This window comes from Planctomycetota bacterium (assembly GCA_039182125.1).
In the GTDB taxonomy this organism is placed as follows: domain Bacteria; phylum Planctomycetota; class Phycisphaerae; order Tepidisphaerales; family Tepidisphaeraceae; genus JBCDCH01.
The window spans coordinates 1-21015 of record JBCDCH010000018.1; the positions used below are offsets into that span (position 1 = coordinate 1).

24 protein-coding genes are annotated in these 21015 nt (G+C 62.9%); 13 read left to right on the top strand and 11 right to left on the bottom strand.

All coding sequences use genetic code 11. The annotated features are described in order from the left end of the window. The first annotated feature begins 367 nt into the window (after positions 1–367). From AAGD32_06500 to AAGD32_06520, 5 genes are all read left to right on the top strand, one after another. Positions 368–832 carry a UvrB/UvrC motif-containing protein gene (locus AAGD32_06500; protein ID MEM8873894.1) on the top strand — a complete coding sequence of 155 codons (465 nt, stop codon included), beginning with the start codon at positions 368–370 and terminating at the stop codon, positions 830–832. A 39-nt stretch (positions 833–871) separates the two neighbouring features. Continuing rightward, on the top strand, positions 872–1954 hold the full coding sequence (locus AAGD32_06505) for an AAA family ATPase (protein ID MEM8873895.1): 1083 nt from the start codon (positions 872–874) through the stop codon (positions 1952–1954). Between the two features lie 87 nt (positions 1955–2041). Continuing rightward, a complete protein-coding gene (locus AAGD32_06510) occupies positions 2042–2419 on the top strand; it encodes a hypothetical protein (GenBank protein ID MEM8873896.1) in 378 nt (125 codons plus the stop codon). Positions 2420–2443: 24 nt separating this feature from the next. Next, positions 2444–2992 carry a TIGR00730 family Rossman fold protein gene (locus AAGD32_06515; GenBank protein ID MEM8873897.1) on the top strand — a complete coding sequence of 183 codons (549 nt, stop codon included), beginning with the start codon at positions 2444–2446 and terminating at the stop codon, positions 2990–2992. Positions 2993–3008: 16 nt separating this feature from the next. Further along, positions 3009–3842 (top strand): hypothetical protein, encoded by an 834-nt coding sequence (locus AAGD32_06520; protein MEM8873898.1) that lies wholly within the window; start codon positions 3009–3011, stop codon positions 3840–3842. A 15-nt stretch (positions 3843–3857) separates the two neighbouring features. Here the strand turns inward: AAGD32_06520 and AAGD32_06525 are convergent, their stop codons facing one another. After that, positions 3858–4988, bottom strand: a complete 1131-nt coding sequence (locus AAGD32_06525) for a calcium-binding protein (GenBank protein MEM8873899.1) — start codon at positions 4986–4988, stop codon at positions 3858–3860. A 48-nt stretch (positions 4989–5036) separates the two neighbouring features. Between AAGD32_06525 and AAGD32_06530 the strand changes: the two genes are divergently transcribed. Beyond that, on the top strand, positions 5037–5705 hold the full coding sequence (locus AAGD32_06530; GenBank protein ID MEM8873900.1) for a 7-carboxy-7-deazaguanine synthase QueE: 669 nt from the start codon (positions 5037–5039) through the stop codon (positions 5703–5705). Positions 5706–5770: 65 nt separating this feature from the next. Next, a complete protein-coding gene (locus AAGD32_06535; protein ID MEM8873901.1) occupies positions 5771–7114 on the top strand; it encodes a hypothetical protein in 1344 nt (447 codons plus the stop codon). Here the strand turns inward: AAGD32_06535 and bcp are convergent. Continuing rightward, complete coding sequence (gene bcp, locus AAGD32_06540) at positions 7111–7575, bottom strand: thioredoxin-dependent thiol peroxidase (GenBank protein ID MEM8873902.1); 465 nt, start codon at positions 7573–7575, stop codon at positions 7111–7113. The two genes, AAGD32_06535 and bcp, sit on opposite strands and share 4 nt — an antisense overlap. A 19-nt stretch (positions 7576–7594) precedes the next feature. Then, a complete protein-coding gene (locus AAGD32_06545) occupies positions 7595–8026 on the bottom strand; it encodes a GatB/YqeY domain-containing protein (GenBank protein MEM8873903.1) in 432 nt (143 codons plus the stop codon). Positions 8027–8160: 134 nt separating this feature from the next. Here AAGD32_06545 and rho point away from each other — a divergent pair, with 134 nt between their 5' ends. The 5 genes from rho to AAGD32_06570 all read left to right on the top strand — a co-directional run bounded on the left by rho (position 8161) and on the right by AAGD32_06570 (position 12163). Next, positions 8161–9285: a transcription termination factor Rho gene (rho, locus tag AAGD32_06550; protein ID MEM8873904.1), complete on the top strand. Its 1125-nt coding sequence runs from the start codon at positions 8161–8163 to the stop codon at positions 9283–9285. A 114-nt stretch (positions 9286–9399) separates the two neighbouring features. Next, positions 9400–10215, top strand: coding sequence for a hypothetical protein (locus AAGD32_06555; GenBank protein ID MEM8873905.1), 816 nt, complete (start codon positions 9400–9402; stop codon positions 10213–10215). A 117-nt stretch (positions 10216–10332) separates the two neighbouring features. Then, positions 10333–10806, top strand: coding sequence for a hypothetical protein (locus tag AAGD32_06560; GenBank protein MEM8873906.1), 474 nt, complete (start codon positions 10333–10335; stop codon positions 10804–10806). Positions 10807–10823: 17 nt separating this feature from the next. Beyond that, complete coding sequence (locus tag AAGD32_06565; GenBank protein ID MEM8873907.1) at positions 10824–11900, top strand: aldo/keto reductase; 1077 nt, start codon at positions 10824–10826, stop codon at positions 11898–11900. Then, positions 11897–12163, top strand: coding sequence for a hypothetical protein (locus AAGD32_06570; GenBank protein ID MEM8873908.1), 267 nt, complete (start codon positions 11897–11899; stop codon positions 12161–12163). The genes AAGD32_06565 and AAGD32_06570 overlap by 4 nt, the downstream gene beginning before the upstream one ends. Positions 12164–12185: 22 nt before the next feature. Here AAGD32_06570 and AAGD32_06575 read toward each other — a convergent pair whose 3' ends face one another. From AAGD32_06575 to folP, 4 genes are all read right to left on the bottom strand, one after another. Then, positions 12186–13430, bottom strand: coding sequence for a glutamate-5-semialdehyde dehydrogenase (locus AAGD32_06575; protein ID MEM8873909.1), 1245 nt, complete (start codon positions 13428–13430; stop codon positions 12186–12188). Positions 13431–13447: 17 nt separating this feature from the next. After that, the gene (locus AAGD32_06580; GenBank protein ID MEM8873910.1) at positions 13448–14467 is read right to left on the bottom strand and encodes a hypothetical protein; all 1020 of its coding nucleotides are present in this window, start codon (positions 14465–14467) and stop codon (positions 13448–13450) included. A gap of 87 nt (positions 14468–14554) precedes the next feature. Next, complete coding sequence (cdaA, locus tag AAGD32_06585; GenBank protein MEM8873911.1) at positions 14555–15463, bottom strand: diadenylate cyclase CdaA; 909 nt, start codon at positions 15461–15463, stop codon at positions 14555–14557. Positions 15464–15537: 74 nt separating this feature from the next. After that, positions 15538–16380, bottom strand: coding sequence for a dihydropteroate synthase (gene folP, locus AAGD32_06590; GenBank protein ID MEM8873912.1), 843 nt, complete (start codon positions 16378–16380; stop codon positions 15538–15540). 106 nt (positions 16381–16486) lie between these two features. On the opposite strand from folP, the gene AAGD32_06595 reads away from it, so the two are divergent. Next, a complete protein-coding gene (locus AAGD32_06595) occupies positions 16487–16735 on the top strand; it encodes a hypothetical protein (GenBank protein MEM8873913.1) in 249 nt (82 codons plus the stop codon). On the opposite strand, the gene AAGD32_06600 is transcribed toward AAGD32_06595, so the two are convergent. The 4 genes from AAGD32_06600 to bamD form a co-directional block, all read right to left on the bottom strand. Continuing rightward, positions 16712–17134: a DoxX family membrane protein gene (locus AAGD32_06600; GenBank protein MEM8873914.1), complete on the bottom strand. Its 423-nt coding sequence runs from the start codon at positions 17132–17134 to the stop codon at positions 16712–16714. The genes AAGD32_06595 and AAGD32_06600 overlap by 24 nt on opposite strands. Before the next feature lie 4 nt (positions 17135–17138). Then, positions 17139–19223, bottom strand: coding sequence for an ATP-dependent zinc metalloprotease FtsH (gene ftsH, locus AAGD32_06605; protein MEM8873915.1), 2085 nt, complete (start codon positions 19221–19223; stop codon positions 17139–17141). A 212-nt stretch (positions 19224–19435) separates the two neighbouring features. Further along, positions 19436–19951, bottom strand: a complete 516-nt coding sequence (gene lptE, locus AAGD32_06610; GenBank protein ID MEM8873916.1) for an LPS assembly lipoprotein LptE — start codon at positions 19949–19951, stop codon at positions 19436–19438. Next, a complete protein-coding gene (bamD, locus tag AAGD32_06615) occupies positions 19948–21012 on the bottom strand; it encodes an outer membrane protein assembly factor BamD (protein ID MEM8873917.1) in 1065 nt (354 codons plus the stop codon). Before bamD ends, lptE begins: the two co-directional genes overlap by 4 nt. Positions 21013–21015: the final 3 nt, after the last annotated feature.

Here is a 21015-nt window from a genome sequence, read left to right on the forward strand (position 1 = left end):
ATCTCCTTTTCGATCTATCTACAGCAGCTTAAATCACGATGTGGTTGGGCTCATCGACAGGATCGGTGCCATCGTAGCGGATATAAATAAAGGACCTCAAGCGTGTCCTAGTCGCTATTCTGCCATACGCAACAGAGTCCAGTTCATCCGTTTTGGATATGGTGTCGTCTTGCGGATCGGCGAGTGTCTGCGTGTTGTTCCAGTGAAAGGGGCCGCTCGCTCAGTGAAGTGTCCCATCCACATGGATGGTCGTGCAAGGAGTGTCGTTTGATTACACAACCCTGCTTAAGGCGTTCACGTTGCCAACTCGATTGCTATTGTCGTCATGCGGATTGCGCGGAGATATCTGTTAAGATCGGAGGCGGCGATGTACTACCAGCGGTACCTGTCGTTTTTCGTGCTCGACGAGTTCGACGCGGTCGCGCGTGACACGAAACGCAACCTTCAGGTGATGTCGTTTTGCCGGCAGTACGCCGCGACCGAGGCCGACCGCAACGCGATGGAGGGGTTCCGCCCGTACTTGCTGATGATGCACTACCGCGCGATCGCGGCCGTGGCGGTGGAGCGGGGTGAGTTCAAGGAAGCGGAGCAGGCCGTGCGGAAGGGCTTGCGGCGGATTCGTCAGGCGTACCACCGTGCCGGCTCGCTTGCCGACTTCGGCTCGGCCGACGAGGTCAAGGTGCTTCGGCGTGTGCTCGACGCGCTCGCCGTCGCCTCGGCGAAGGACCCGTGCGTCAGCCTCGAGCAACAACTCCGCAGCGCGATCGCCTGCGAGGACTACGAGCACGCGGCGTTTCTCCGGGACGAACTCGCCAAGCTACGGCTCGCCTGAGCGCGGCATTTCCCGCCGGCCGGGCTACACTGCCGACTCATGCGAGCGATTCTCACCGGACAAGTTGGCGTTGACAAAGGCCCGTACCTCGACGCGGTCCAGAACCTGGCACGCGATGCGGGCCACGACCTGCAGGTCCTGCACGTCGGGAAGATGATGTATGACGAGGCCCCGGACATCCCTGCGGGCCGCATCCTCAACCTGCCCATCACTCGGCTCAACTCGCTGCGTCGAGCGGTCTTCAACAAGATCCTCCGCATCGCCGACAAGCACGAACACGTTCTGGTCAACACGCACGCTACCTTCCGCTGGCGACACGGGCTCTTCGCCGCGTTCGACTTCGATCAGATCAAGGAGTTCAACGCCGACCTCTACCTGACGCTGCTCGACAACGCCGAGTCGGTCCACCAACGGCTCAACCGTGACCACGACATCGACCACACGCTCAAGGACATCATGGTCTGGCGTGAGGAGGAGACGCTGGCGACCGAGATCCTCGCGAACATCACCAAAGGTCACGGCCACTTCTACATGATCAGCCGCGGGAGGGAGAAGCCGACGGTGGAGACGACGTTCCGGCTGATGTTCAAGCCGGAGATGCAGAAGGTCTACCTCAGCTTCCCCATGTCGCACGTCATGGACCTGCCCGACACGCTGCGGGAGATCGACGAGTTCAAGGCGAAGATCAACGAGCACTTCATCTGCTTCGACCCGGCCGACGTGGACGAGTTTGTGCTGCACATGAAGGCGGTCGAGGCGATGAAGGAAGGCGAGGACATGGTCACGCTCGACGCCGCCGAGGGGCCGGTCACGCTCAAGACCGCCGAGGTCGCTCAGATCAGCGGCGACATCATGGGCCAGATCTACGCGCGTGATTTCAAGATGGTCGATCAGGCCGACATGATCATCAGCCTCGTCCCCGAGCTCCCCAACGGCAAGCCCGGCCTCAGCAGCGGCGTCGAACGCGAACTGCACCACGCCTTCGAGGGCGGCAAAGAGGTCTTCGTCGTTTGGGCGTGCAGCGCCCTCCCCAGCCCCTTCATCACCGAAACGGCCACCGCCGTCTTCAAGAGCACCGAAGAAGCGATCACATACTTCACGGACAAGGGCTACTTCAAGTAGTGAAGCAAAGCGTGTGACGCCGGTGGCCCATCGTTATCACGGTCTGCAACTTTTCGGCGTGTCTTCGGTGTTTCAATCGGAGGCCGCATGGCAGAGACCGACACACTCCCGTATGCGTCGCCTGGCACGGATGCCCGCGACTACCAACCGCCGGGAAGCGGAGCATACATCGCCGCGATCTTCCCGAGCATCCTTGGACTTTTGATCCTCCTGCTCTTCGCCATCACGAAAGGTGAAGCGTTCATCGTCATCGGGTTTCTTTGGCTCGGCGTCGGGCTGTTGCACGCCGCTTGCATGCTCGGCTACGTCGTCGCACACCTGGCCCGCAGCGCGAAAGATCGCGCCGAACCGGGTGCCAAGTTCTGGTCGGGCTTCTCGTTGCTCGCGCTGACGGCTTTGAACTTCGTTGTGGCGTACGCATGCGTGGTGGCAGGTGCGGAGATGGCGCTCACGCGGTTCGACTGATCGGTCGGCTGCCTACCGTCCGACGTGCCCGCGCTGACCGTCTATTGCTCATCGTCCAACCACGTTGACCTACGTTTCACCGAAACTGCCGCGGAGGTGGGGCGGGCGATCGCGGAACGTGGGTGGTCGCTCGTTTATGGCGGCAATGCGGTCGGGTGCATGGGGGCGGTTGCTGATGCTGTTCGTGGCGGTAAGGGCAAGGTCGTGGGTATCACGCCCATGCTTTTCGATGAGTCGATCCTCGACCGGGCGGCCGACGAGTTGCTCATCGCCGACAACATGCGGCACCGCAAGCACGAACTCGAGGCCCGCGGCGATGCGTTTCTGACGCTGCCGGGCGGGCTCGGAACGTTCGAAGAATTCTTCGAAATCGCCGTCGGGCGGGTGCTCAACGCCCACGCCAAGCCGGTCGTCCTACTCAACGTCCACGACTTTTACACCCCGCTCTTGCGAACGATCGACGCCGGGATCGACGATGGCTTCATCAAGCCCGAAGCCTGGGCGAAGGTGCATGTCGCCGAAACCGTGACGGACGCATTCACGCAACTGGAGGCAGAGCTTTCGTCCGATTGACCGATACGATCAGGCGGTGCGACGCCGCACGTCCATCCTTCTGCCGGCCGTCGGTGCGCTCGTGATCCACGCGGGCGTCGCGGGGTCGATGTGGCTGTACGGGGTCAACCACCAAGTCGTCCGAATCGCTCGCACGGAAAGACCGGCACCGACGCGGGTTGATCCGATCTACGTCGAAGAGCCGCAGGTGTTATTGCCCGAGATCAAATCGATCTGGGGCGAGTCGGCCGGCCAAGGCAACGCGATCAACAGCGCGGATGGTCCGGTGCCACAGGCTGGGCCTGACGGTTTCCAGGAGCAAGCGGCCTCTTCCTCGAACAGCGGGCTCGCGCTGCCGCCGCAAGAGGAACGCATGGCCCGTCCGCCCGGTGGTGGGTTCGTCGTGCCGGACCTACCCGGTCGGCTGCCGACGTTTCCCGAGCCCAGCCCCCGTGAAGGCGAAGACTCGTCCCAAGATCAGGAACCGCAAGAAGCCCAGGAGTCTCGCCCGCAATCCGATGGCGGCGAGCCGCGCCCCCCCGGTGAGAGCGACCTGCAGGCCGCGACCACGGTGCGTGAGGCGACGTTCAACAACGGTGCGGTCGACGCCCGCTTTGGCCGGGAATTCCGACTCGCGCCGGCCCAGTACTTTCTCGCCATGCGTGACGAGATCGGCTTCGCACAGTTCCCGATCATCGTCATCATCGATGTGACGCTCGATGCCGAGGGCAACGTGCTGGACGTGTTTTTCCAAAAACGCAGTCCGAGCCCGTCGTTGGACCGCACCGTCGAACTCACCTTGTACCGGTCGTGGTTCGAGCCGGTCGAGGGCGAGCCGACGTTTCGTGCGAACTTCGTGTTTACGCGGTGAGTGTGCTTTGTCGCATCAGAAGCGGAAGCCGAACTCGTCGATAAAGACGTCGTCCTCTCGGCCGCCGCTGAACTCATCGCGGTAGAAGTCGCCATAAAGCGTGTCCTCGCCGTTTTCGCCGAACATTTCGTCGAAGTCACCATCGACGGCGTCGAGGATGTCATCGCCCGAGCTGCCGAACATGGTGTCGCGCCCGAAGCCGCCGATCAATTCGTCATCGCCGGCACCGGCGTCGAGCAGGTCGTTGCCGCGGCCGCCGTCGAGCGTGTCACGATCGGCCATGCCGAACAGTTCGTCGTCACCGTCTTCGCCGAACATGTCGTCCCGGCCGCCGACGCCACGGAGCGTGTCGTTGCCGCTGCCACCGAGCATGATGTCGTTCTGCGGGCCGCCCCAGAGGAAGTCGTCACCCCGCCCACCATCGAGGAAGTCGACGCCTTCCCAGCCGTAAAGCTCGTCGGTGTCGTCGCCGCCGATGAGATCGTCGTTGCCAAGACCGCCGTCGATGATGTCGTAGCCAGACTCGCCGAAAAGGTCGTCGAACCCGTCTTCGCCGAAGATGTCGTCGTCACCGGAGCCGCCGACGATGGTGTCGTCGTTGCGTCCGCCGAAGATCAGATCGGCACCGCGCGAGCCGTTGATGGCGTCGAAGCCATCACCGCCGTCGATGGTGTCATTGCCGGATGAGCCATTGAGATCGTCGTTGCCGGCGTGGCCCCAGATGCGATCGCCGTTGGAGCCGCCGTTGATCTGGTCGTCGCCGAACTCGCCACGGAGTAGATCGTTGCCGGCGTTGCCGGCGATGGTGTCGTTGCCGAAGCCGCCGAAGACGATGTCGCGTCCGCCGCCGCCGAAGATCAGATCGTCGCCGTCTTGGCCATAGATGCGGGTGGTGACGAACACCTCGGGCGCGATGTCGATGTCGTCGTCGCCATTGCCGGCGACGACGACGATGTTAGAGACGTCGGCGTAATCGAAGCGTCGGATGACGTCGCCACGCACAACCCGCACCCGGCTCTCGAACTCGTCCCGATCGACGGAGATGAAGTCGGCACCCCCCGTGCCCTTGATCTGCAGCGTGCCGTCGCCGAAGAGGAACACGGCGGTCAGCAGCCGACGATCTTCGAGTTTTTCGCAGTACGTCATGATGCGTTGGACACGCCCCGCAAAGTTGGGTTAGGCCTACGCTCGGACATGCTTGTTTCGGAGGTGTTCCACAGCATCCAGGGGGAGGGCAAACTCGCCGGCATGCCAAGCGTCTTCGTACGGCTGTCGGGGTGCAATCTGCGGTGTGCGTGGTGCGACACGCCATACGCCTCGTGGGAGCCGGAGGGCGAGCGGGACACGCCGGAGCACTTGGCCGGGCGGGTCAATGCGGTCGGTTGCGGCCATGTCGTGCTTACCGGCGGGGAACCGATGATCTGGGACAACGTCGGCGACCTGATCGACCGGCTCGCCGGCCACCTCACGATCGAAACCGCCGGGACGATCTGGCGGGACGTGCGGTGCGATTTATGGAGCATCTCGCCCAAGCTGAGCAACAGCACGCCTCCCGGCAAGCTCGCCGTCGCCCACGATGAGCGGCGGCTTCGGCCGGACGTGATCCAGCGAATGATCGACGCCGGGCCTGCCTTTCAACTCAAATTCGTCGTTGCCGATCCGGCCGACCTGACCGAAATCCGTCATTTGCTCGGCCAACTGAAAGGCTGGGAACCGGGTGACGTCCTCCTGATGCCTGAGGGGACCGACAGTGCAACGCTGCGGGAACGTCAGGGCTGGTTGGTCGATCTGTGTCGGTCGGAAGGGTTTCGGTATTGCCCCCGGCTCCACATCGAGTTGTTTGGCAACACACGTGGGACATGATCATCGCGGCACGGACGAACCGCAGTGCCAGGTTTGAGGTATATTCAGCTTTGGAGCCCATCCATATGAAAAGTCTTTCGTATCAGTTTGGCGTCGGTGGTGTGATCGTCGTGGCCGTGGCGTCCGTTTCGGCGGGGCAGACGAGCGAGGAGAACGTCGTCGTTCTCGTCAACCAAAACAGTGCCGACAGCATCGCCATCGGCGACGCGTATCAAGCCCTGCGACCCGGTGTGACGCTGCTCAACATCGACGTCCCGAACACCGAGACGATCGACATCGCCACCTACCAAACCTCGCTTTTGCCTCAAGTGCAGGCATACCTCGGGCAGGGCGACAACGTGGCGAACACCCATGTCATCGTGACGACCAAGGGCGTGCCGTACCGGATCTCGGGTGCGAGCGGCACTGAGTTCGATATTCAAAGCAGCACGTTCAGTAGTGTGGAAAGCGAACTGACGCTGGCCGCAATCGACCTCGCCCGCCAGAACGCCGGCGCGGCGACGCTCAGCAACAGCCCCAGCGCTCTGTTCAATCCCTATCGCGCCACGACGACGATCGACCTCAACTCCGACCCGGATGTATTCGATCGGGCATCGACGTACACGCCCATCCAGCGGTTCGGCAAGTATCGCCAGATCAACGCGTCCAACGAACTCGGGTCGCTCATCCTCACGAGCCGGCTCGACGGGTTCACCGTCGACGATGTCGTCGCGTCGCTCAACCGGGCCCAGAACGTGACGGTCCCGAGGAACGCTCAGTTCATTCTCGACCGCGATACCAACTTCGACCCGCCGATCGACAACCTGATCGAGAAACGCGACGGGGCGGACGTGCTGATCCGAGGCTTGCGTGAAGAACTTGAACAGCGTGGCGTGCAGCCCGTGGTCGACGTGACCAGTGCGACGATCACGACGGCCAACGGGCCGGTGATAAGTTACACCGGCCTCGGCAGCAACGGAGCGTTCGACGACGCCCCGGTCGACGGGTTCAGCTATGTCACCGAAGAGCTCGATTTCGAGTTGGCCGATGGGGCGGTGTTCATCAGCTACGAGAGTTTCAACGCGACGAGTTTCGAGTTGCAAAGCGACGGGTCACCCGCCAACCGCGGCGGCCAGGCGCAGGTCGCCGAGTGGATCGCGATCGGCGGTACCGCCGCCGGTGGGCACGCGTGGGAACCGTTCGATCTGAGCGTTTCCAACGAGGAAGTGTTGATCCCCGCGTTGCTCGACGGACTGACGTTCGCCGAGGCCGCCTGGTTGAGCAACGAGCTGATCAGCTGGCAGAACGTGCCGGTCGGCGACCCGCTGTTGACGTGGAACTTCGAGGAGCTTCGTCGCGGAACGACCGTGCCCGAGCCGGGCATCGCGGCCATCGCGCTCGGCGGACTGCTGTTACGTCGGCGCCGTTAGAGTTCGCCCAAGGATGCCAGCACCTGCTCGGTGTGTTCCTTGGGCTTGACCTTCTCGAACACGGCCGCGATTTTTCCGCCCTTGGCAATGATGAACGTGGCGCGAGCCGCGCCCATGTACTTCTTGCCGTACATGCTCTTCTCGACCCAGACGCCGTAGGTGTCGCACACCGCGTGGTCTTCGTCGGCGAGCAGGGGGAAGTTCAGCTCGCGCTTCGTGGCGAACTTCTCGACTTTGTTGATCGGGTCAGGGCTCACGCCGAGGACCGTCGCGTTGAGCTTTTCGAAGTCGGCGTGCTGATCACGGATGGAGCAGGCCTGTGTCGTGCAGCCGGGCGTGTCGGCCTTGGGGTAGAAGTACAGCACGACCGGGCCGGACTTGGCGAGCTTGCTCAGCTTGAGTGTCTCGCCGGTGCTGCTGGGAAGTTCGAAGTCGGGGGCTTTGGTTCCAACGGCGGGCATGTCGGGCATGGATGGGTCCTTAGTTCTTGAGCGCTTCGTTAAGTGCAGACTTCGCGAGCGTAGGGTCGACCCGGTCACCGTGGGCTTTCATAAATCCGCCCATCGCTCGGCCGAAATTATCGGCGGGGTTCTCCGCGAGGTAAGCATCGACGAGCGCCCGTGTCTCGGTCGCGTCGGCTTTCTTCGGAAGGTATGCCTCGACAACGGCGTACTCGGCTTCGAGCGCCGCGACACGGTCGGGGTCGTCGTACTTCTTATACTCCTCGACGCTCTTGCGGAGTTTCTTGCCGTAAGACTCGACCGCTTCCATTGGCGTGACGCCGGTCATGTCGGCGTTCTTCACATCGCTGAGCAACATGCGAATGACCTGCAGCCGGTCTTTCTCGCCGGCCTTCATGGCGGTTTTCATGTCGTCGGTCAATCGTGCCTGGATGTCGTTCTCTTGGGCCATGGTGGGGATTTGGGGTTGGTTGGCCTAGCATAGGCCCGGGACGGCGTTGACTTTCCGAAGGTCACGCGTTGCTCGGGGCCGACGCAAACTTGTCGGTACTCGTCGTCGCTCACGACACAATCTGGTGTTCCCTCATGGCAGAACAAGCGGTCGAGACCGACCTAATCCGTGGCATTCTCCACCTCCCCTCCGAGCGTGGCGACGGTGTCCTGCGCGATCCGGCCAATCTCTTGCGTGACCTGCCCGGCCGCAACGTGGTTCCGCGCAGTGTCGTTGATCGTTTCCGCCTCCGGCCCGGCGTCGAACTGCTCTGCGATCCGCCCAACAAGGAGCGTGGCAAGTCCGTCGGATTCATTCAGTCCGTCGACGGGAAAGACCCCAAGGAGTTCTCCGAGTACACCAGCATCTACGACTCCGTCGCACTCGACCCCCAGCCGCAACTCAAGCTCGAGCACGATCAAAAGGAACTGACCACACGGATGATCGACCTGCTCACGCCGGTCGGCTTCGGGCAGCGCGGGCTGATCGTCGCGCCGCCGCGCGTCGGCAAGACCATTCTCCTCCAGAACATCGCCAAGGGCATCGGCGCGAACTATCCGGATCTCGAACTGTTTCTGTTGCTCGTCGACGAACGGCCCGAGGAAGTGACCGACATGTCACGCAACGTGCCCGGCACCGTCTACGCCTCGAGCAACGACAACGACACCGCCAAGCACCTCGAGATCGCCACGCTCGTGATTGAACGGGCCAAGCGGAAGGTCGAGGAGGGCAAGGACGTCGTCGTGCTGATGGACTCGCTCACACGCCTGGGCCGAGCATTCAACCGCGGCAGCAACAGCGGCCGAACCCTCTCGGGCGGCATCGACTCCAAAGCCCTCGACATCCCCAAGAAGCTCTTCGGCGCCGCCCGCAAGGTCGAGGACGGCGGTAGCCTCACCATCCTCGCCACCGCGTTGATCCAGACCAACAGCCGGATGGACGAAGTGATCTTCGAGGAGTTCAAGGGCACCGGCAACATGGAACTCACCCTCGACCGCAAACTCGCCAACGACCGCATCTACCCCGCGATCAACATCCAACAGTCCGGCACCCGCAAGGAGGAACTGTTGATGGAGCCCAAGGAACTCGAAGCGGCAAGAAAGATCCGCCGCCATCTCCTTGCCATGCCCCCGCAAGCCGCCATCCAGACGCTCAAGCAAGCCCTGGAAAAGCACCCCAACAACGCGAGCTTCTACAAGACGATGCTGGCGCGGATCTGACCAACGGTGCAACTCGTTGGCGGCTGGTCGATGCCATGGGTTATGCGGCGTGGATTCACCCTCGGCGAACTCGTGGTGGCATGCGTGGCAGTGGGCTTGGTGATCATGTTTTTGATGTCCATTGCGCCATCGCTCAGCCGAAGCGTGGAAACCGCGTGCCGCGTGAAATGCGCTAGCAACCTCCGCCAGATCAGTCTCGCGGCAACTATCTACGCGCATGAAAACGCCAACGCACTCCCTTCACTTGCCCACGACTTCTCCAAGCCACCCACCGCATTCACCGGCTGGGATACGTCCGACCCGTGGACCGGCCCGGAGTTCAACGACATCACTGCCGCGTGGTACATTCTCCTGCGTACGCAAGATATCGATCCCGGCGTCTTCCTATGCCCGTCGGAAGTCGATAACCACGCTCGCGTTCGCCCGTGGGACTTCGCAAGCAAGCCGGTGAACCAGACATCCAACTTTCCCCACAGCGGTGTCCTCAGCTACAGCTTCGCCAACCCTTACTCCGAGGCACCTGATTGGAAGTGGAATAACACAATGACGGCCGATATGCCGTTGGTCGCTGACCGAAATCCTGGCGGACAGCCGCTACTTGATCTCACTGTCGACAGCACGTCTCAGGAGAGGAAGGCCGGTAACTCGCCGAACCATGGCGGCGACGGGCAGAACATCCTGTACGCCGACGGGCATGTGACGTTCGAGAACTCGCCGTTCGTCGGTATCCTGCGCGACAACATCTACACCACGGGCACGTTGGTCGATCCCGACGAGCCATCAAGCCGCGCTGACGAAACCACCACCGGTTTCCCCGCCGACCGCTTCGACGCGCTCTTGCTTCCCGCGGCGACCGACTTTCAGCGCCCAACGCTGCCGTTCTTCGAGCGTCGCTCCACGCACTTGCTCTTCAACGGCTTGCCTTGGTGATTGTCGCCGTGATCGGAACGACAGGCTGGTTCCTGCGCAAGGCCGCCCGTCCCCGGTGACGATTCGCAGAGTGATTCGGGCGCTGTGTGGAGTTTGCCGAAGAGCTACGTTGTTGCGATGAAGTTGCTGCTTTTCGTTTGCCTACTCGCGTTCAATTCCAGCGCGTCGTCCGACCGGCCTGCCGCGTTTGAGCCGTTCGACGGAAACTGGCGGGGGACGTTTCAGGTCTTCTCTGCTGAGGGCGAACTGCTCACCGAACTCGGCGTCGAACAGTCGTATCGCTGGGAGGGCAACGTGCAGGTGGCGGACTTTCGCGAAGTCGACACCGACGGCAACGTGACGACGGCCAAGGCGAAGAACTTCCGCAATGAAGCCGGCGAACTGATCTGTCGCGTGGAGAAGTCGACCGGCGACGTGACCGAACACGTCGGCCGGGTGACCGACGGCAATCTTTTCTGGTACGGGCCCAACGAATGTTTCCGCGAGGAGGTCGTCACTATCAACGGCGTCCCGTCCTACACCATCGACGGCTTCGGCACTTACGGCGACACAACGCTGCTGTTCAAAGGCCGGTACCAACGCGTCGAGTGAGCTGCGTATCATCCATTATGACCGCACGCACCTTCGGACACACCGACGTCGCCGTCTCGCCCATCTCGCTCGGCTGCTGGATCTTCGGCGTCGATTGGTGGGGCCATCGGACGCAGGACGACTGCGATCGCATGTGCGACCTCGCGCTCGATCAGGGCATCACGTTCTTCGACAATGGTGACGCGTACGGCAACGGTCGGGCTGAGGAACTCTTTGGCAACTGGCTCGGCAAGATCCCGGCCGACAAGAGTGAGCGCGTGCAGATTGGCGGCAAGTTCGGCTACGACTGGCATAACGATCCCGGTGAAAAAGGCTCGCACCGCGAACGCAAGCAGGACTTCTCAACCGAGCACATCAATCGCATGCTCGACGACTCGCTGCGTCGCCTCGGCACCGATCGGATTGACGTCTACCTCGCCCACAACATCAAGCTGCCGCACTTCCACGATGATCTGTTCGCGCAATGTGAGAAGTGGGTCGAGCAGGGGAAGATCGGCACGTGGGGCGTCTCGCTCGGCCCCGCAATCGGTTGGCGCGAGGAAGGGTTTCAAGCCATGGGCGACCACGGCGCGAAAGTCGTGCAGACCGTCTACAACGTGCTCGAGCAACACCCCGCCCGCGAGCTGGGCGAGATGGCGACATCGTGTGGCGCGGGCATTCTCGCGCGGGTACAGGACCACTCCGGCATTCTGAAGGACGCGGTCAAGAAGGAAGCCCATCCTTCCGGCAGCGATCACCGCAAGTTCCGTGATGCGAACTGGCGCATCCACGGCCCGGCCAAGGCCGACATGCTCCGCCCGATCGCGCAAGGTCATGGCATGACGATGCATCAGTTCGCCTGCAAGTGGCTGTTCCAACAACCCGCGCTCACGAGCATCACCGCGACGCTCACGACCGATGACGAGATACGCGAAATCGCCGCCGTGCCCGATCTACCGGACATCACGCCTGATGAGCTCAATCAGATTCAGGAGTGGTACCACGACGACTTCGGCCTCGGCGCCGACGCCCATCCGTGTGACATCAAGAGCAGCGTCGCTGAAGGCGGCAGCGAACGCAGCCAATACGCCCCCGGCCCGACGATCATCGCATGACGCTCCGGTATGTCGTCCTCCATCACACCGGCTATGACGAGGATCACTTCGACGTGATGGTCGAACGTGAGCGAGGTGGGGTGTTGCGAACGTGGCGGTCGGCGACGTGGCCGATCAGTGGGACGGTCACGCCGATCCACGATCACCGGCGGAAGTATCTCGACTACGAGGGCCCGATCAGCGGTGGTCGTGGTGAGGTGCGGCGCGTGGCCGCCGGGACGTGCGAGTCACCGATCGATCTCGGCATCCACGAAGATGCTTAGCTGCGTTGCTCCACAACGCGGCTCAAGACCGCACTTGCCCGTGGCCGGTGACGACCCACTTGTAAGTGCAGAGGTCACTCGCGCCCATCGGTCCACGGGCGTGAAGTTTGTCAGTGCTGATGCCGATCTCGGCACCTAGACCGTACTCGCCGCCATCGCTGAAGCGGGTGGAGCAGTTGACCATGACGTTGGCCGAATCGACGGCGTTAACGAACCGGTCAGCGGCGGCCATGTCGGCGGTGACGATCGCATCGGTGTGGCGTGAGCCGTGCCGGTTCACGTGGGAGATCGCCGCGTCGAGCGAGTCGACGAAGCCAACCGCGCAGTCGAGCGAGAGAAACTCAGTGTTCCAGTCGTCGTCGGTCACGGCAGTCGCTTCGGGCAGGATCGAACGCACACGCTCATCGCCCCGTACCTTCATGCCGGCGTCGGCGAGCTTGCGGAGCAGTTCGTCAGCAGCGGGGTAGTCCGCGTGGATCAACACCGTCTCGGCCGAGTTGCACACGCTGACCCGCTGCGTCGTTGCATTGGCCGCAATGGCCTCGGCCATCGCCGGATCGGCCGACACGTCGATGTAGACGTGGCAGTTGCCGTCGAAGTGCTTGAGGACCGGCATCCGTGCGTCACGCACCACGGCCTCGATGAGCGACTTCCCGCCGCGCGGGATCACGATGTCGATCTCGTCGGAGCGTTGGAGAAAGTCCGCCACGAGTTCTCGGTCAGTCCGTTCGACGAGTTGCACGGTGTGCGGGGGCAATCCGGCATCACGGCAAGCGTCACCGACGCACTCGGCGATGGCCGTGTTGGAGTGGATCGCCTCCTTGCCGCCACGGAGGATGACGGCGTTGCCGCTGCGAATGCAGAGTGCTGCGGCGTCGGCGGTCACGTTCGGCCGACTCTCGTAGATGAAAAACACCACACCCAGCGGCACCGAACGCTTTTCCAATCGCAAACCGTTGGGACGTACCTCACCGTGTAGCGTGCGTCCGACCGGGTCGGATTTACGGGCAATGTTTTCAACGGCGAGGGCCATTTTCTCGACCCGCCCCGGTGTAAGGCGCAGACGATCGACCATCGCGTCGGTCAGGCCGTTGGAGGTCGCGGCGTCGACGTCGTGCGCGTTGGCCGCGACGATCTTCGTTGCTCGTTCGCGCAGGAGGTCGGCGAGCCGGCTAATGGCAGCGGTGCGAGGGGAGCTGCCGATCAGCGGAAGTTTCAACGCGGCGGCACGGGCTTGTCGGGCGAGCTGCTCGGCATAGTCGGTCATCGAGACACGATAGGGCGTCACGGCGAAACGGCGGTGACCTCGTAGTCGATTGCCGGGGGCTCATCGACAAGCCGGACGCCGTTGGGCAGTTCGATGCGCAGCGTGGCCCGTCGCTGACCGGGCAGCACGTTGCCCGGCACGTCCAACACGGCCACGCCCTGAACTTCCCCACGTTCGAGTCTGGCGATCATCTCCGGCGGGCCGGTGACCTCAATGTTGTTGAGCACGAACGGGTCCACCTTGATCCGTAGCTGGCCCTCGACGGCCGCGGGCTTGGCGACGCGGATGATCATGGTGCGGATGACGTAGTTTTCGAGCACGGTCGCCTTGCGGCGGACCGTCGCATCGACCCGTTGCGGATCGATGGTGAGCGGGATCGCGACGTCGTCGGGAAGCACAATCGACAATTCGTCCAACAAACGCGGCTCGGTGCCCACATCGGTCAGGGCATTGTCCGGGAACTCGACGTAGAGCCGTTGGCTGGACTGTTCCAAGACCCGTTGCGGACCGACGACCGTGGCTCCGGTGGGTTCGAAAGTGATGATGAGGTTCGGGTCGATGCCGGTCTCGGCGAGTACGGGCCAGACTTGGGTGACGATCTTGTCGACGAACACGTCGGCGGTCGCCGGACTGGTCGCGACGATGCGGACGCCGTTTTCGCTGAACACGCGCTCGTCCTGCAAGGCCTGCCTCAGGTCGATCGTCGAGACCTCGCCGACCGGCAGGGCGTCGCTGACGGAAAAGACCAGGCCACCCTCGCGGGAGGTTTCGAGCAGAAACTCGTTGACGGCCGAGACGCCGACGCGCGGTCCTTCAAACGTGAGCTGGACCGAGTCGGTACTGCGGCCGGGCATGCGGATCGAGAGCGTCGTGTCTTGGCTACGCGGATCGAGGCGGACGGTGGACTCGCCGCTGACGATCTGCTCCCGCTCGGCAACGCCCCAGATCAGCAGCGTCAACGGCGCGACCCACACGATCGTCGCCAGCAGCGTCTTCCAATAGTCCCATGTCATCCGCTGACGGATCCGCCGGGACATGCGCCACACCAAAGAGCGTCGTCCGAGGCGAAGTTTGGCGCGTTGCTTGGGCATGCGGTGGGTGAACGTGGTTGGCCTTGGGGCAGGTCAGGCGGCGGACTTGGCTTCAGGGTCGTTGGGCTTGTCTTCGCGGTTTTCGTTTTCGTCCTGTGCATCGCCAAGGCTGTCGCTGAAGCCGCCATCGTCGGGGTCAGTGCCGTCGCCGAAGAGCGCTTCCTCGAGCATGCTGCGCAGCGTGTCGGGTTTGAGCTTGCGGTTCAGTTTGCCGTATTGGGCGACGCTGATCTGGCCGGACTCTTCGGAGACGACGATCACCAGCGCGTCGGAGTCTTGGCTCATGCCAACGGCGGCGCGGTGTCGACTGCCCAGATCGCGTTCAAGCTCTCCGCTTTCGGCGAGCGGAAATTGTACGCCGGCGTACATGATCCGCCCCTTGCTGATGACCACGCCCAGGTCATGCAGCGGGCTGTTGGGCCAAAAGATGGTGTTGAGCAGACGGCTCGAGAGTTCGGCGTCGAGCTTCGTCGCGCCCTCGGCAGTCCCGGCCAGCGCGACCTCACGTTCGACGGCGATGAGCGCGCCGATCTTGCGTTTGGCGCAGAACGACGCCGCCTCGACCAGAGCTTCGACTCGTGCGTCGGCGTTGGAGCGGGCGGTGAACAGGCGTGTCTCGCCCAGGCGCATCAGCGCTCGGCGCAGCTCTGGTTGGAAAACGACAACGATCGCCGCACCGGCGAACAGCAGGAACCGGCTGTAGAGGTAGCCGAGCGTGATTAGCTCGAACGACCTGTCGAGAATGCGAACGATGATGTATCCGCTGATGAGCACCAGCAGGATGCCCTTGAGCAGACGAGCCCCGCGTGTGTCCTGGAGGAAGCGGATGACCCAGAACACGACGATGCCGATAACCAACAGTTCGAGCGCAACCTTCCACCACGTGTAGCTCTTCAGTGCGATGAGCAGGCCGTTGATGTTGAGGACGTCGTCGAAGGGCATCGATACTCGAAAGTCTGGTTACTTTCATTTATAGCATCGACGCGATCGGCAACTTGTGTGCTGCGAGAGCGTTATCAGTCGTTCGCATGAATGGCAGCGGCCACGTCAACGGCGTGACGGGCCGCGCGGGCATTGTGAACCCTGATGATTGCCGCCCCTTGCAGGGCAGCCCAGACGGTCGTGGCGGTCGTCGCGTGATCCCGGGCGGCGGGATCGGTTTCGCCCGTGATTTCGCCGAGGAATCGCTTGCGGCTCGTCCCGATCAGTACCGGCCCGAGTTCGGCAAAGCGGCGTAGGTCCCTGAGCAGTTGCAGATTGTGCTCGGTCGTCTTGCCGAACCCGATGCCGGGATCGACAAGTATCTGCCCGACCCCGCACTCCCGGGCAATGTTCAACCGTTCGCCGAGGAAGTCGATGACCTCGGCTGTCACGTCGGCGTAAGTCGGGTCGGCCTGCATGGTCTTTGGCATGCCCCGCATGTGCATCAGGACGATCGGAACGGCTCGCTCGGCGGCGAGTCGGAGCATCGATGCGTCGTCCCGTCCGGCGGCGACATCGTTGAGCATGCAAGCCCCGGCATCGAGCGCGGCAGCGGCCACATCAGCCCGGGTGGTGTCGATCGAGAGGGCGATCTCGTACTTTGCACGAACGGCCTCGATCACGGGCTTCGTCCGGCGAATCTGCTCGGCGGCGTCGACCGGATCGCTGCCAGGCCGGGTCGACTCGCCGCCGATGTCGAGCAAGTCGGCACCGTCCTCGATCAAGCGCTCCGCCTGTGCGACCGCCGACCCGATCGTGTCGAACTTGCCACCGTCGCTGAAACTGTCGGGCGTGACGTTGAGCACGCCCATCACCAACGGCTTGCTCCGGCCCGGGACAAAGTTGGTCAGCCAATGTTGGATTTGGGCCGGCGTCATCGTCTGTGGATTGAAACGGTTTGGAAAAACTGCTGCAACCTATGTTGGTGTCGGCGGTGTAGGAAGTTGACGCGGGCACGATGCCCGCAGGTGCAAAGGGAAGCTCATGAAAAACGCCAACGTCCCAGGGGTGGGGCGCGCGTCAGGAAGCGTCGCGGATCGGGTTCGCGGCCTTGCCGTCTATGTCGTGCCGCTTGTGCTCTTTGTCGGCTTGTGGGTACTGGCCGGCCTATACAAAGTCGCCACGGCCGATCCGACGGGCCAGCCCATACCGGCGGTGACGCCGTCGTTGCTGGACCAAATGACCTTCGTCGAAACCGAGCCGACGCCGTCACGCGAAGTCGGCTTCGGTTGAGGTGGCCTGTTGTCTTGGCGTAAGTCCGACCCAATAGACCAAGGTGATGAACACGGCTTGGAACGGCAGCCGCACGATCAGCAACCAGTACGGCACGCTGCGGCCCATCGCGGAGCGGTCCGGGTAGATGAGGATGTCGACGTGTGCCCAGATGAAGCACACAAGCATCGCGATTAAGCCGATTGCCGCCGCCCGACGCAGTGCGGGAATGAGTAATCCGATCCCGCCCATGATCTCCGCAACGCCTGCCAACGCGTTCCAGAAAGCCGGGTTCGGCAGGATGGTCGGGATGACGTCGAGGTAGAACGCCGGGTTAACGAAGTGAAAGACGCCGGACCCGATGAAGCCGAGCGCGGTGACCCAACGGGCGACGGTGCGAGCCTGATCGAGAAATGCCACTGATTTATGCCGGCTGAACACCGCCAAGATCGGTGCCGGGGTTCTCGTCCTCGCTCGGCTTGGGCTGGACGGGACCGCGACGCTTCTTTTCTTCAGCGAGCAGGTCGTTGACCGTCGGACGGGTGAGATCTTCGCCGCGCATGATTCGGTTGACGTCGTCGGTGTCAAGCGTCTCGTACTTCATCAGCGCCTTGGCGAGAGCGTCGACCTTTTCCTTGTTGTCGGTCAGGATCTGCTCGGTCTCGGCGTAGAGCTGATCGATCATGCCCTTGACCTCATGGTCGATGCGGCGAGCGGTTTCGTCGGAGTACGACGCTTTCTGACCGAGGTCCATCATGTTCGGGGAGTCGCCGTCGTCGCCGTAGTAGACGAAGCCGATCTCGTCGTTCATGCCCCATTCGGTCACCATGCGCTTGGCGATCTCGGTGACCTTCTGGATGTCGGAGAGCACGCCGGTGTTGACGTCGCCGGTGAACATCTCCTCGGCGATTCGGCCGGCAAAGAGCGTGCGCATTGTGGCGAGACACCACTTGCGGGAGTAGTTGCTGCGATCCTTTTCCGGCAGCGACATGGTCGCGCCGCCATAGGGGCCACGCGGGATGATGGTAACCTTGTGCAGCGGGTCGGCGTGTTTCTCGAGCACCTGCACCACGGCATGGCCGGCCTCGTGGTAGGCGGTGGCGAGCTTGTCCTTCTCGTCCATGACGCGCGACTTCTTGGCCCGGCCGAAGCGGACTTTGTCGCGGGCTTCTTCGAGGTCTTCCTGTTCGACGAAGTCCTTGCCGGCGAGCGTTGCGCCGAGTGCGGATTCGTTGATGATCGCCGCGAGGTCGGCACCGGAGAAGCCGGGCGTGGCCTTGGCGAGTCGGGCCAGGTCGACGTTGGGGCCGAGTTTGATCTTGCGGGCGTGGACCTTGAGGATCGCCATGCGGCCCTTGACGTCGGGCAACTGGACCTGCACCTGACGGTCGAAGCGGCCGGGACGCGTCAGCGCCGGGTCGAGCACGTCGATGCGGTTGGTGGAGGCGATGACGATGACCTGGTCGTTGGTCTCGAAGCCGTCCATCTCCACGAGGATGGCGTTGAGCGTCTGCTCGCGCTCGTCGTTACCGCCGGAGGAGAAGCCCCCGCCGCGCCGACGACCGACTGCGTCGATTTCGTCAAGGAAGATGATGCACGGGGCGTTGTCCTTGGCCTGCTTGAACAGGTCGCGGACGCGGGACGCACCGACGCCGACGAACATCTCGACGAAGTCGGAGCCGGAGATCGAGAAGAACGGCACGTCCGCCTCGCCGGCGATGGCCTTGGCGAGCAGCGTCTTGCCGGTGCCGGGAGGCCCGACAAGCAGTACGCCGCGCGGGATGCGACCGCCGAGGCGTTGGAACTTCTTCGGATTCTTGAGGAACTCGACGATCTCCTCGACCTCGTCCTTGGCTTCCTCGACGCCGGCGACGTCGTTGAAGGTGACGTGGGTGTGCTCCTTGGAGAGCATGCGGTGCTTGGACCGGCCGAAGTTGCCGAGCATGCCGCCGGGGCCGCCAACGTTGCGGAGCTGTCGGATGAAGAAGAACCAGATCAAACCGATGAGCAGGATCCACGGAATCAACGGCACGAGGATCTGCACGAACAACGACGTCCCGCGCTCGGCACCGATCAACGGTTTGGTGTCGGCCGGCGCGGCGGCGAGGAAGGACTCCATGTTGTGCGTGGCCCAGCCCGGCGTCGTGGGGGCGGTGAACTTCGTCACCGTGACGCCTTCAGCGGTGGGGTGCTCGATCTCTTCGCGGAACTCGCCACGGGCGCGTTCGTTGCTGAAGTCGATGGTCGCGACGTTGCCTGCCGCGTTTTGTGCGAGCACGGTTCCGAGCTTCACCTCGACGCGATCATCCTGCTGGTAGGTCAGGATGTAGAGCACCATGATCGCGCCGAAGATGATGATGACCCATCCCATCAGGCCCTTGTGAAAGCGCATGCCGCCCTGGGGTGCGTCGACGCCGCGCTTGTCGCCGTCTTTGTTCGAGTTCTCGCCCCGTGGGTCGTTGCCGCGTTGGGGGTCGTTGCGGCGGGGTCGTTCGTCCTGGTCCGGCATGGTCAATCCTTCGTGGTGCCTCGGTCGGCCGATCTATTGGAAATACTTTCGATACAACGAGCTACGCAATCTGTTCATCGGCTTTGCGGCTTGCCACATGGTAGCGATCGTCCAAGGGGTCGTCCGATCCAATGCACCCGCACATCCGCCGATCGTTGCGTTTTGAAACCGGCGGACAGATGGCGAACACGGCATCACACGTGGTCGTCGACTCACCAGTCCGACTGCATTTCGCTCACGATCGCCGCGGCGAGGTCCTCTACCGCGAGATAACTGCCCACCTCGTCGGTTTCGCCGAGGAAGGGATAAAACGGCGAAGACGCTTCGAAGCTGCGGCGATCGACGATGATCTTGCCATTGCGAAGGTCTTTCCAAGTGAAGTCGACGATCACGATGTAGAGCTGCTCCTGCGGGACGGCGTTGTCGAGGTTGCGGCTGATGGTTGCAAGACGGCTGTCGACGATCTTGCCCTCTAGTAGCGTGTCGGCCGTCTCGCGAGGGGCGACCTTGTAGGGGCTGCGGGTTTCGAGTTCCTGAGCGATCGCCTTGGTGAGACGAATCTCGTCGAACCGGCGGAAGCTGGACGTGTCGAATGTCGGCACCGCGACGGTCTGCACGTCCTGGCGCCAGAGTCCGGCACCGCCGTTCTGGATGTCCACGGCCTGATAGCCGCCGCAGCCGGCCAGGAGCAGGACGCACGACACGAATGTGAGCAGGACAAACTTCATTGGCCGATCTCCGCGCCCGGCTCGGGGAAGCTCAGATCGACCGGGCCAAGTGCTTCGAGTTTGCGGCGGGCGATCTCGGCCTGCGGGGCGAGCGGGTAGTCGTCGAGCACGGATTGGTACATCATCGCCGCCGCCCGCTTTTCACCGGTGCGGCGGTAGTAATCGCCGCTGGTCAGGCGTTTGCGAACCAGCTCGATGTCGATTTCCGTGACGACTTTTTGGAGTTCACGCTCCCGGGCCATGTCCGGCTCGGTGCCGATGAGTTCGGCCAGGTCGTTGCGTGCCTCGATCACCGGGCCGGAGTCAAACTCGGGGCCGCGGTACTGAAAAAGATTGCTGAACGCGAGCCGGAGTTTCGCCTCGGAGGCTTGCGGGCTGCGTGGGTAGGCCTCGATGTAGGCCTGGTAGTAAATCGCGGCAAAGTCGAAGTCGCGCTTGCCGTAAAAGTGATCGGCGGCCCGAAGCACTGACTGCTCGGCCAGCGGGCTGCCCGGGGCGCGTTCCTGGATGCGGAAAAGCATCTCGATCGCTTTGTCCTGCCCATCCGCGATGGGCAGTTTGGCGATGCGCTCCTTGTAACCTTTGAGAAACTCGTCGGCGATCGTGTACTGCAAACGCAAGGCGTCGTCGTAAAGCGGGCTTTCCGGGTAGGTATCGAGAAGCTCGTCGCAGTAAAAGAACGACTTCGCCCGATTGCCGAACTCGAACAACGCGGTGGCGGCGAGGTAAAGCCCTTGGTCGCGCATCGGATCCGTCGGGTTGGCAAGGAGCCAGTCGACCGTCTTGTTGAACGCCCGCTTGGGATTGCGACCCAGATCATCGACGATCGGGTCGAACAGCGGGTCAATGTTGATGGGGCCGGGCGGCTCGATGGTCAGCGCGGCGTCGTTGGTCCGCGTCAGCCGGGCCGCACCGTCGCGGACATTGCCCACGCCCGCATCGGGGGGTGTTTCGGGTTGCTGTGGACGTGCGTCACGCCAGCCGCCGGGGCCGTAATCCCATTCCTTCGGTTCCGCACCCGTCATCGCAACGAGGGCGGCGCAAACCATTGCCGTGTGCATGGC

Excerpts from the sequence above, each read along its gene's own strand:
- AAGD32_06500 (MEM8873894.1), top strand. The coding sequence starts at position 368 with ATGTACTACCAGCGGTACCTGTCGTTTTTCGTGCTCGACGAGTTCGAC.
- AAGD32_06505 (MEM8873895.1), top strand. The coding sequence starts at position 872 with ATGCGAGCGATTCTCACCGGACAAGTTGGCGTTGACAAAGGCCCGTAC.
- AAGD32_06510 (MEM8873896.1), top strand. The coding sequence starts at position 2,042 with ATGGCAGAGACCGACACACTCCCGTATGCGTCGCCTGGCACGGATGCC.
- AAGD32_06525 (MEM8873899.1), bottom strand. The coding sequence starts at position 4,988 with ATGACGTACTGCGAAAAACTCGAAGATCGTCGGCTGCTGACCGCCGTG.
- AAGD32_06530 (MEM8873900.1), top strand. The coding sequence starts at position 5,037 with ATGCTTGTTTCGGAGGTGTTCCACAGCATCCAGGGGGAGGGCAAACTC.
- AAGD32_06535 (MEM8873901.1), top strand. The coding sequence starts at position 5,771 with ATGAAAAGTCTTTCGTATCAGTTTGGCGTCGGTGGTGTGATCGTCGTG.
- bcp (MEM8873902.1), bottom strand. The coding sequence starts at position 7,575 with ATGCCCGCCGTTGGAACCAAAGCCCCCGACTTCGAACTTCCCAGCAGC.
- AAGD32_06545 (MEM8873903.1), bottom strand. The coding sequence starts at position 8,026 with ATGGCCCAAGAGAACGACATCCAGGCACGATTGACCGACGACATGAAA.
- rho (MEM8873904.1), top strand. The coding sequence starts at position 8,161 with ATGGCAGAACAAGCGGTCGAGACCGACCTAATCCGTGGCATTCTCCAC.
- AAGD32_06555 (MEM8873905.1), top strand. The coding sequence starts at position 9,400 with ATGTCCATTGCGCCATCGCTCAGCCGAAGCGTGGAAACCGCGTGCCGC.
- AAGD32_06560 (MEM8873906.1), top strand. The coding sequence starts at position 10,333 with ATGAAGTTGCTGCTTTTCGTTTGCCTACTCGCGTTCAATTCCAGCGCG.
- AAGD32_06565 (MEM8873907.1), top strand. The coding sequence starts at position 10,824 with ATGACCGCACGCACCTTCGGACACACCGACGTCGCCGTCTCGCCCATC.
- AAGD32_06570 (MEM8873908.1), top strand. The coding sequence starts at position 11,897 with ATGACGCTCCGGTATGTCGTCCTCCATCACACCGGCTATGACGAGGAT.
- AAGD32_06575 (MEM8873909.1), bottom strand. The coding sequence starts at position 13,430 with ATGACCGACTATGCCGAGCAGCTCGCCCGACAAGCCCGTGCCGCCGCG.
- AAGD32_06580 (MEM8873910.1), bottom strand. The coding sequence starts at position 14,467 with ATGTCCCGGCGGATCCGTCAGCGGATGACATGGGACTATTGGAAGACG.
- cdaA (MEM8873911.1), bottom strand. The coding sequence starts at position 15,463 with ATGCCCTTCGACGACGTCCTCAACATCAACGGCCTGCTCATCGCACTG.
- folP (MEM8873912.1), bottom strand. The coding sequence starts at position 16,380 with ATGACGCCGGCCCAAATCCAACATTGGCTGACCAACTTTGTCCCGGGC.
- AAGD32_06595 (MEM8873913.1), top strand. The coding sequence starts at position 16,487 with ATGAAAAACGCCAACGTCCCAGGGGTGGGGCGCGCGTCAGGAAGCGTC.
- ftsH (MEM8873915.1), bottom strand. The coding sequence starts at position 19,223 with ATGCCGGACCAGGACGAACGACCCCGCCGCAACGACCCCCAACGCGGC.
- lptE (MEM8873916.1), bottom strand. The coding sequence starts at position 19,951 with ATGAAGTTTGTCCTGCTCACATTCGTGTCGTGCGTCCTGCTCCTGGCC.
- bamD (MEM8873917.1), bottom strand. The coding sequence starts at position 21,012 with ATGCACACGGCAATGGTTTGCGCCGCCCTCGTTGCGATGACGGGTGCG.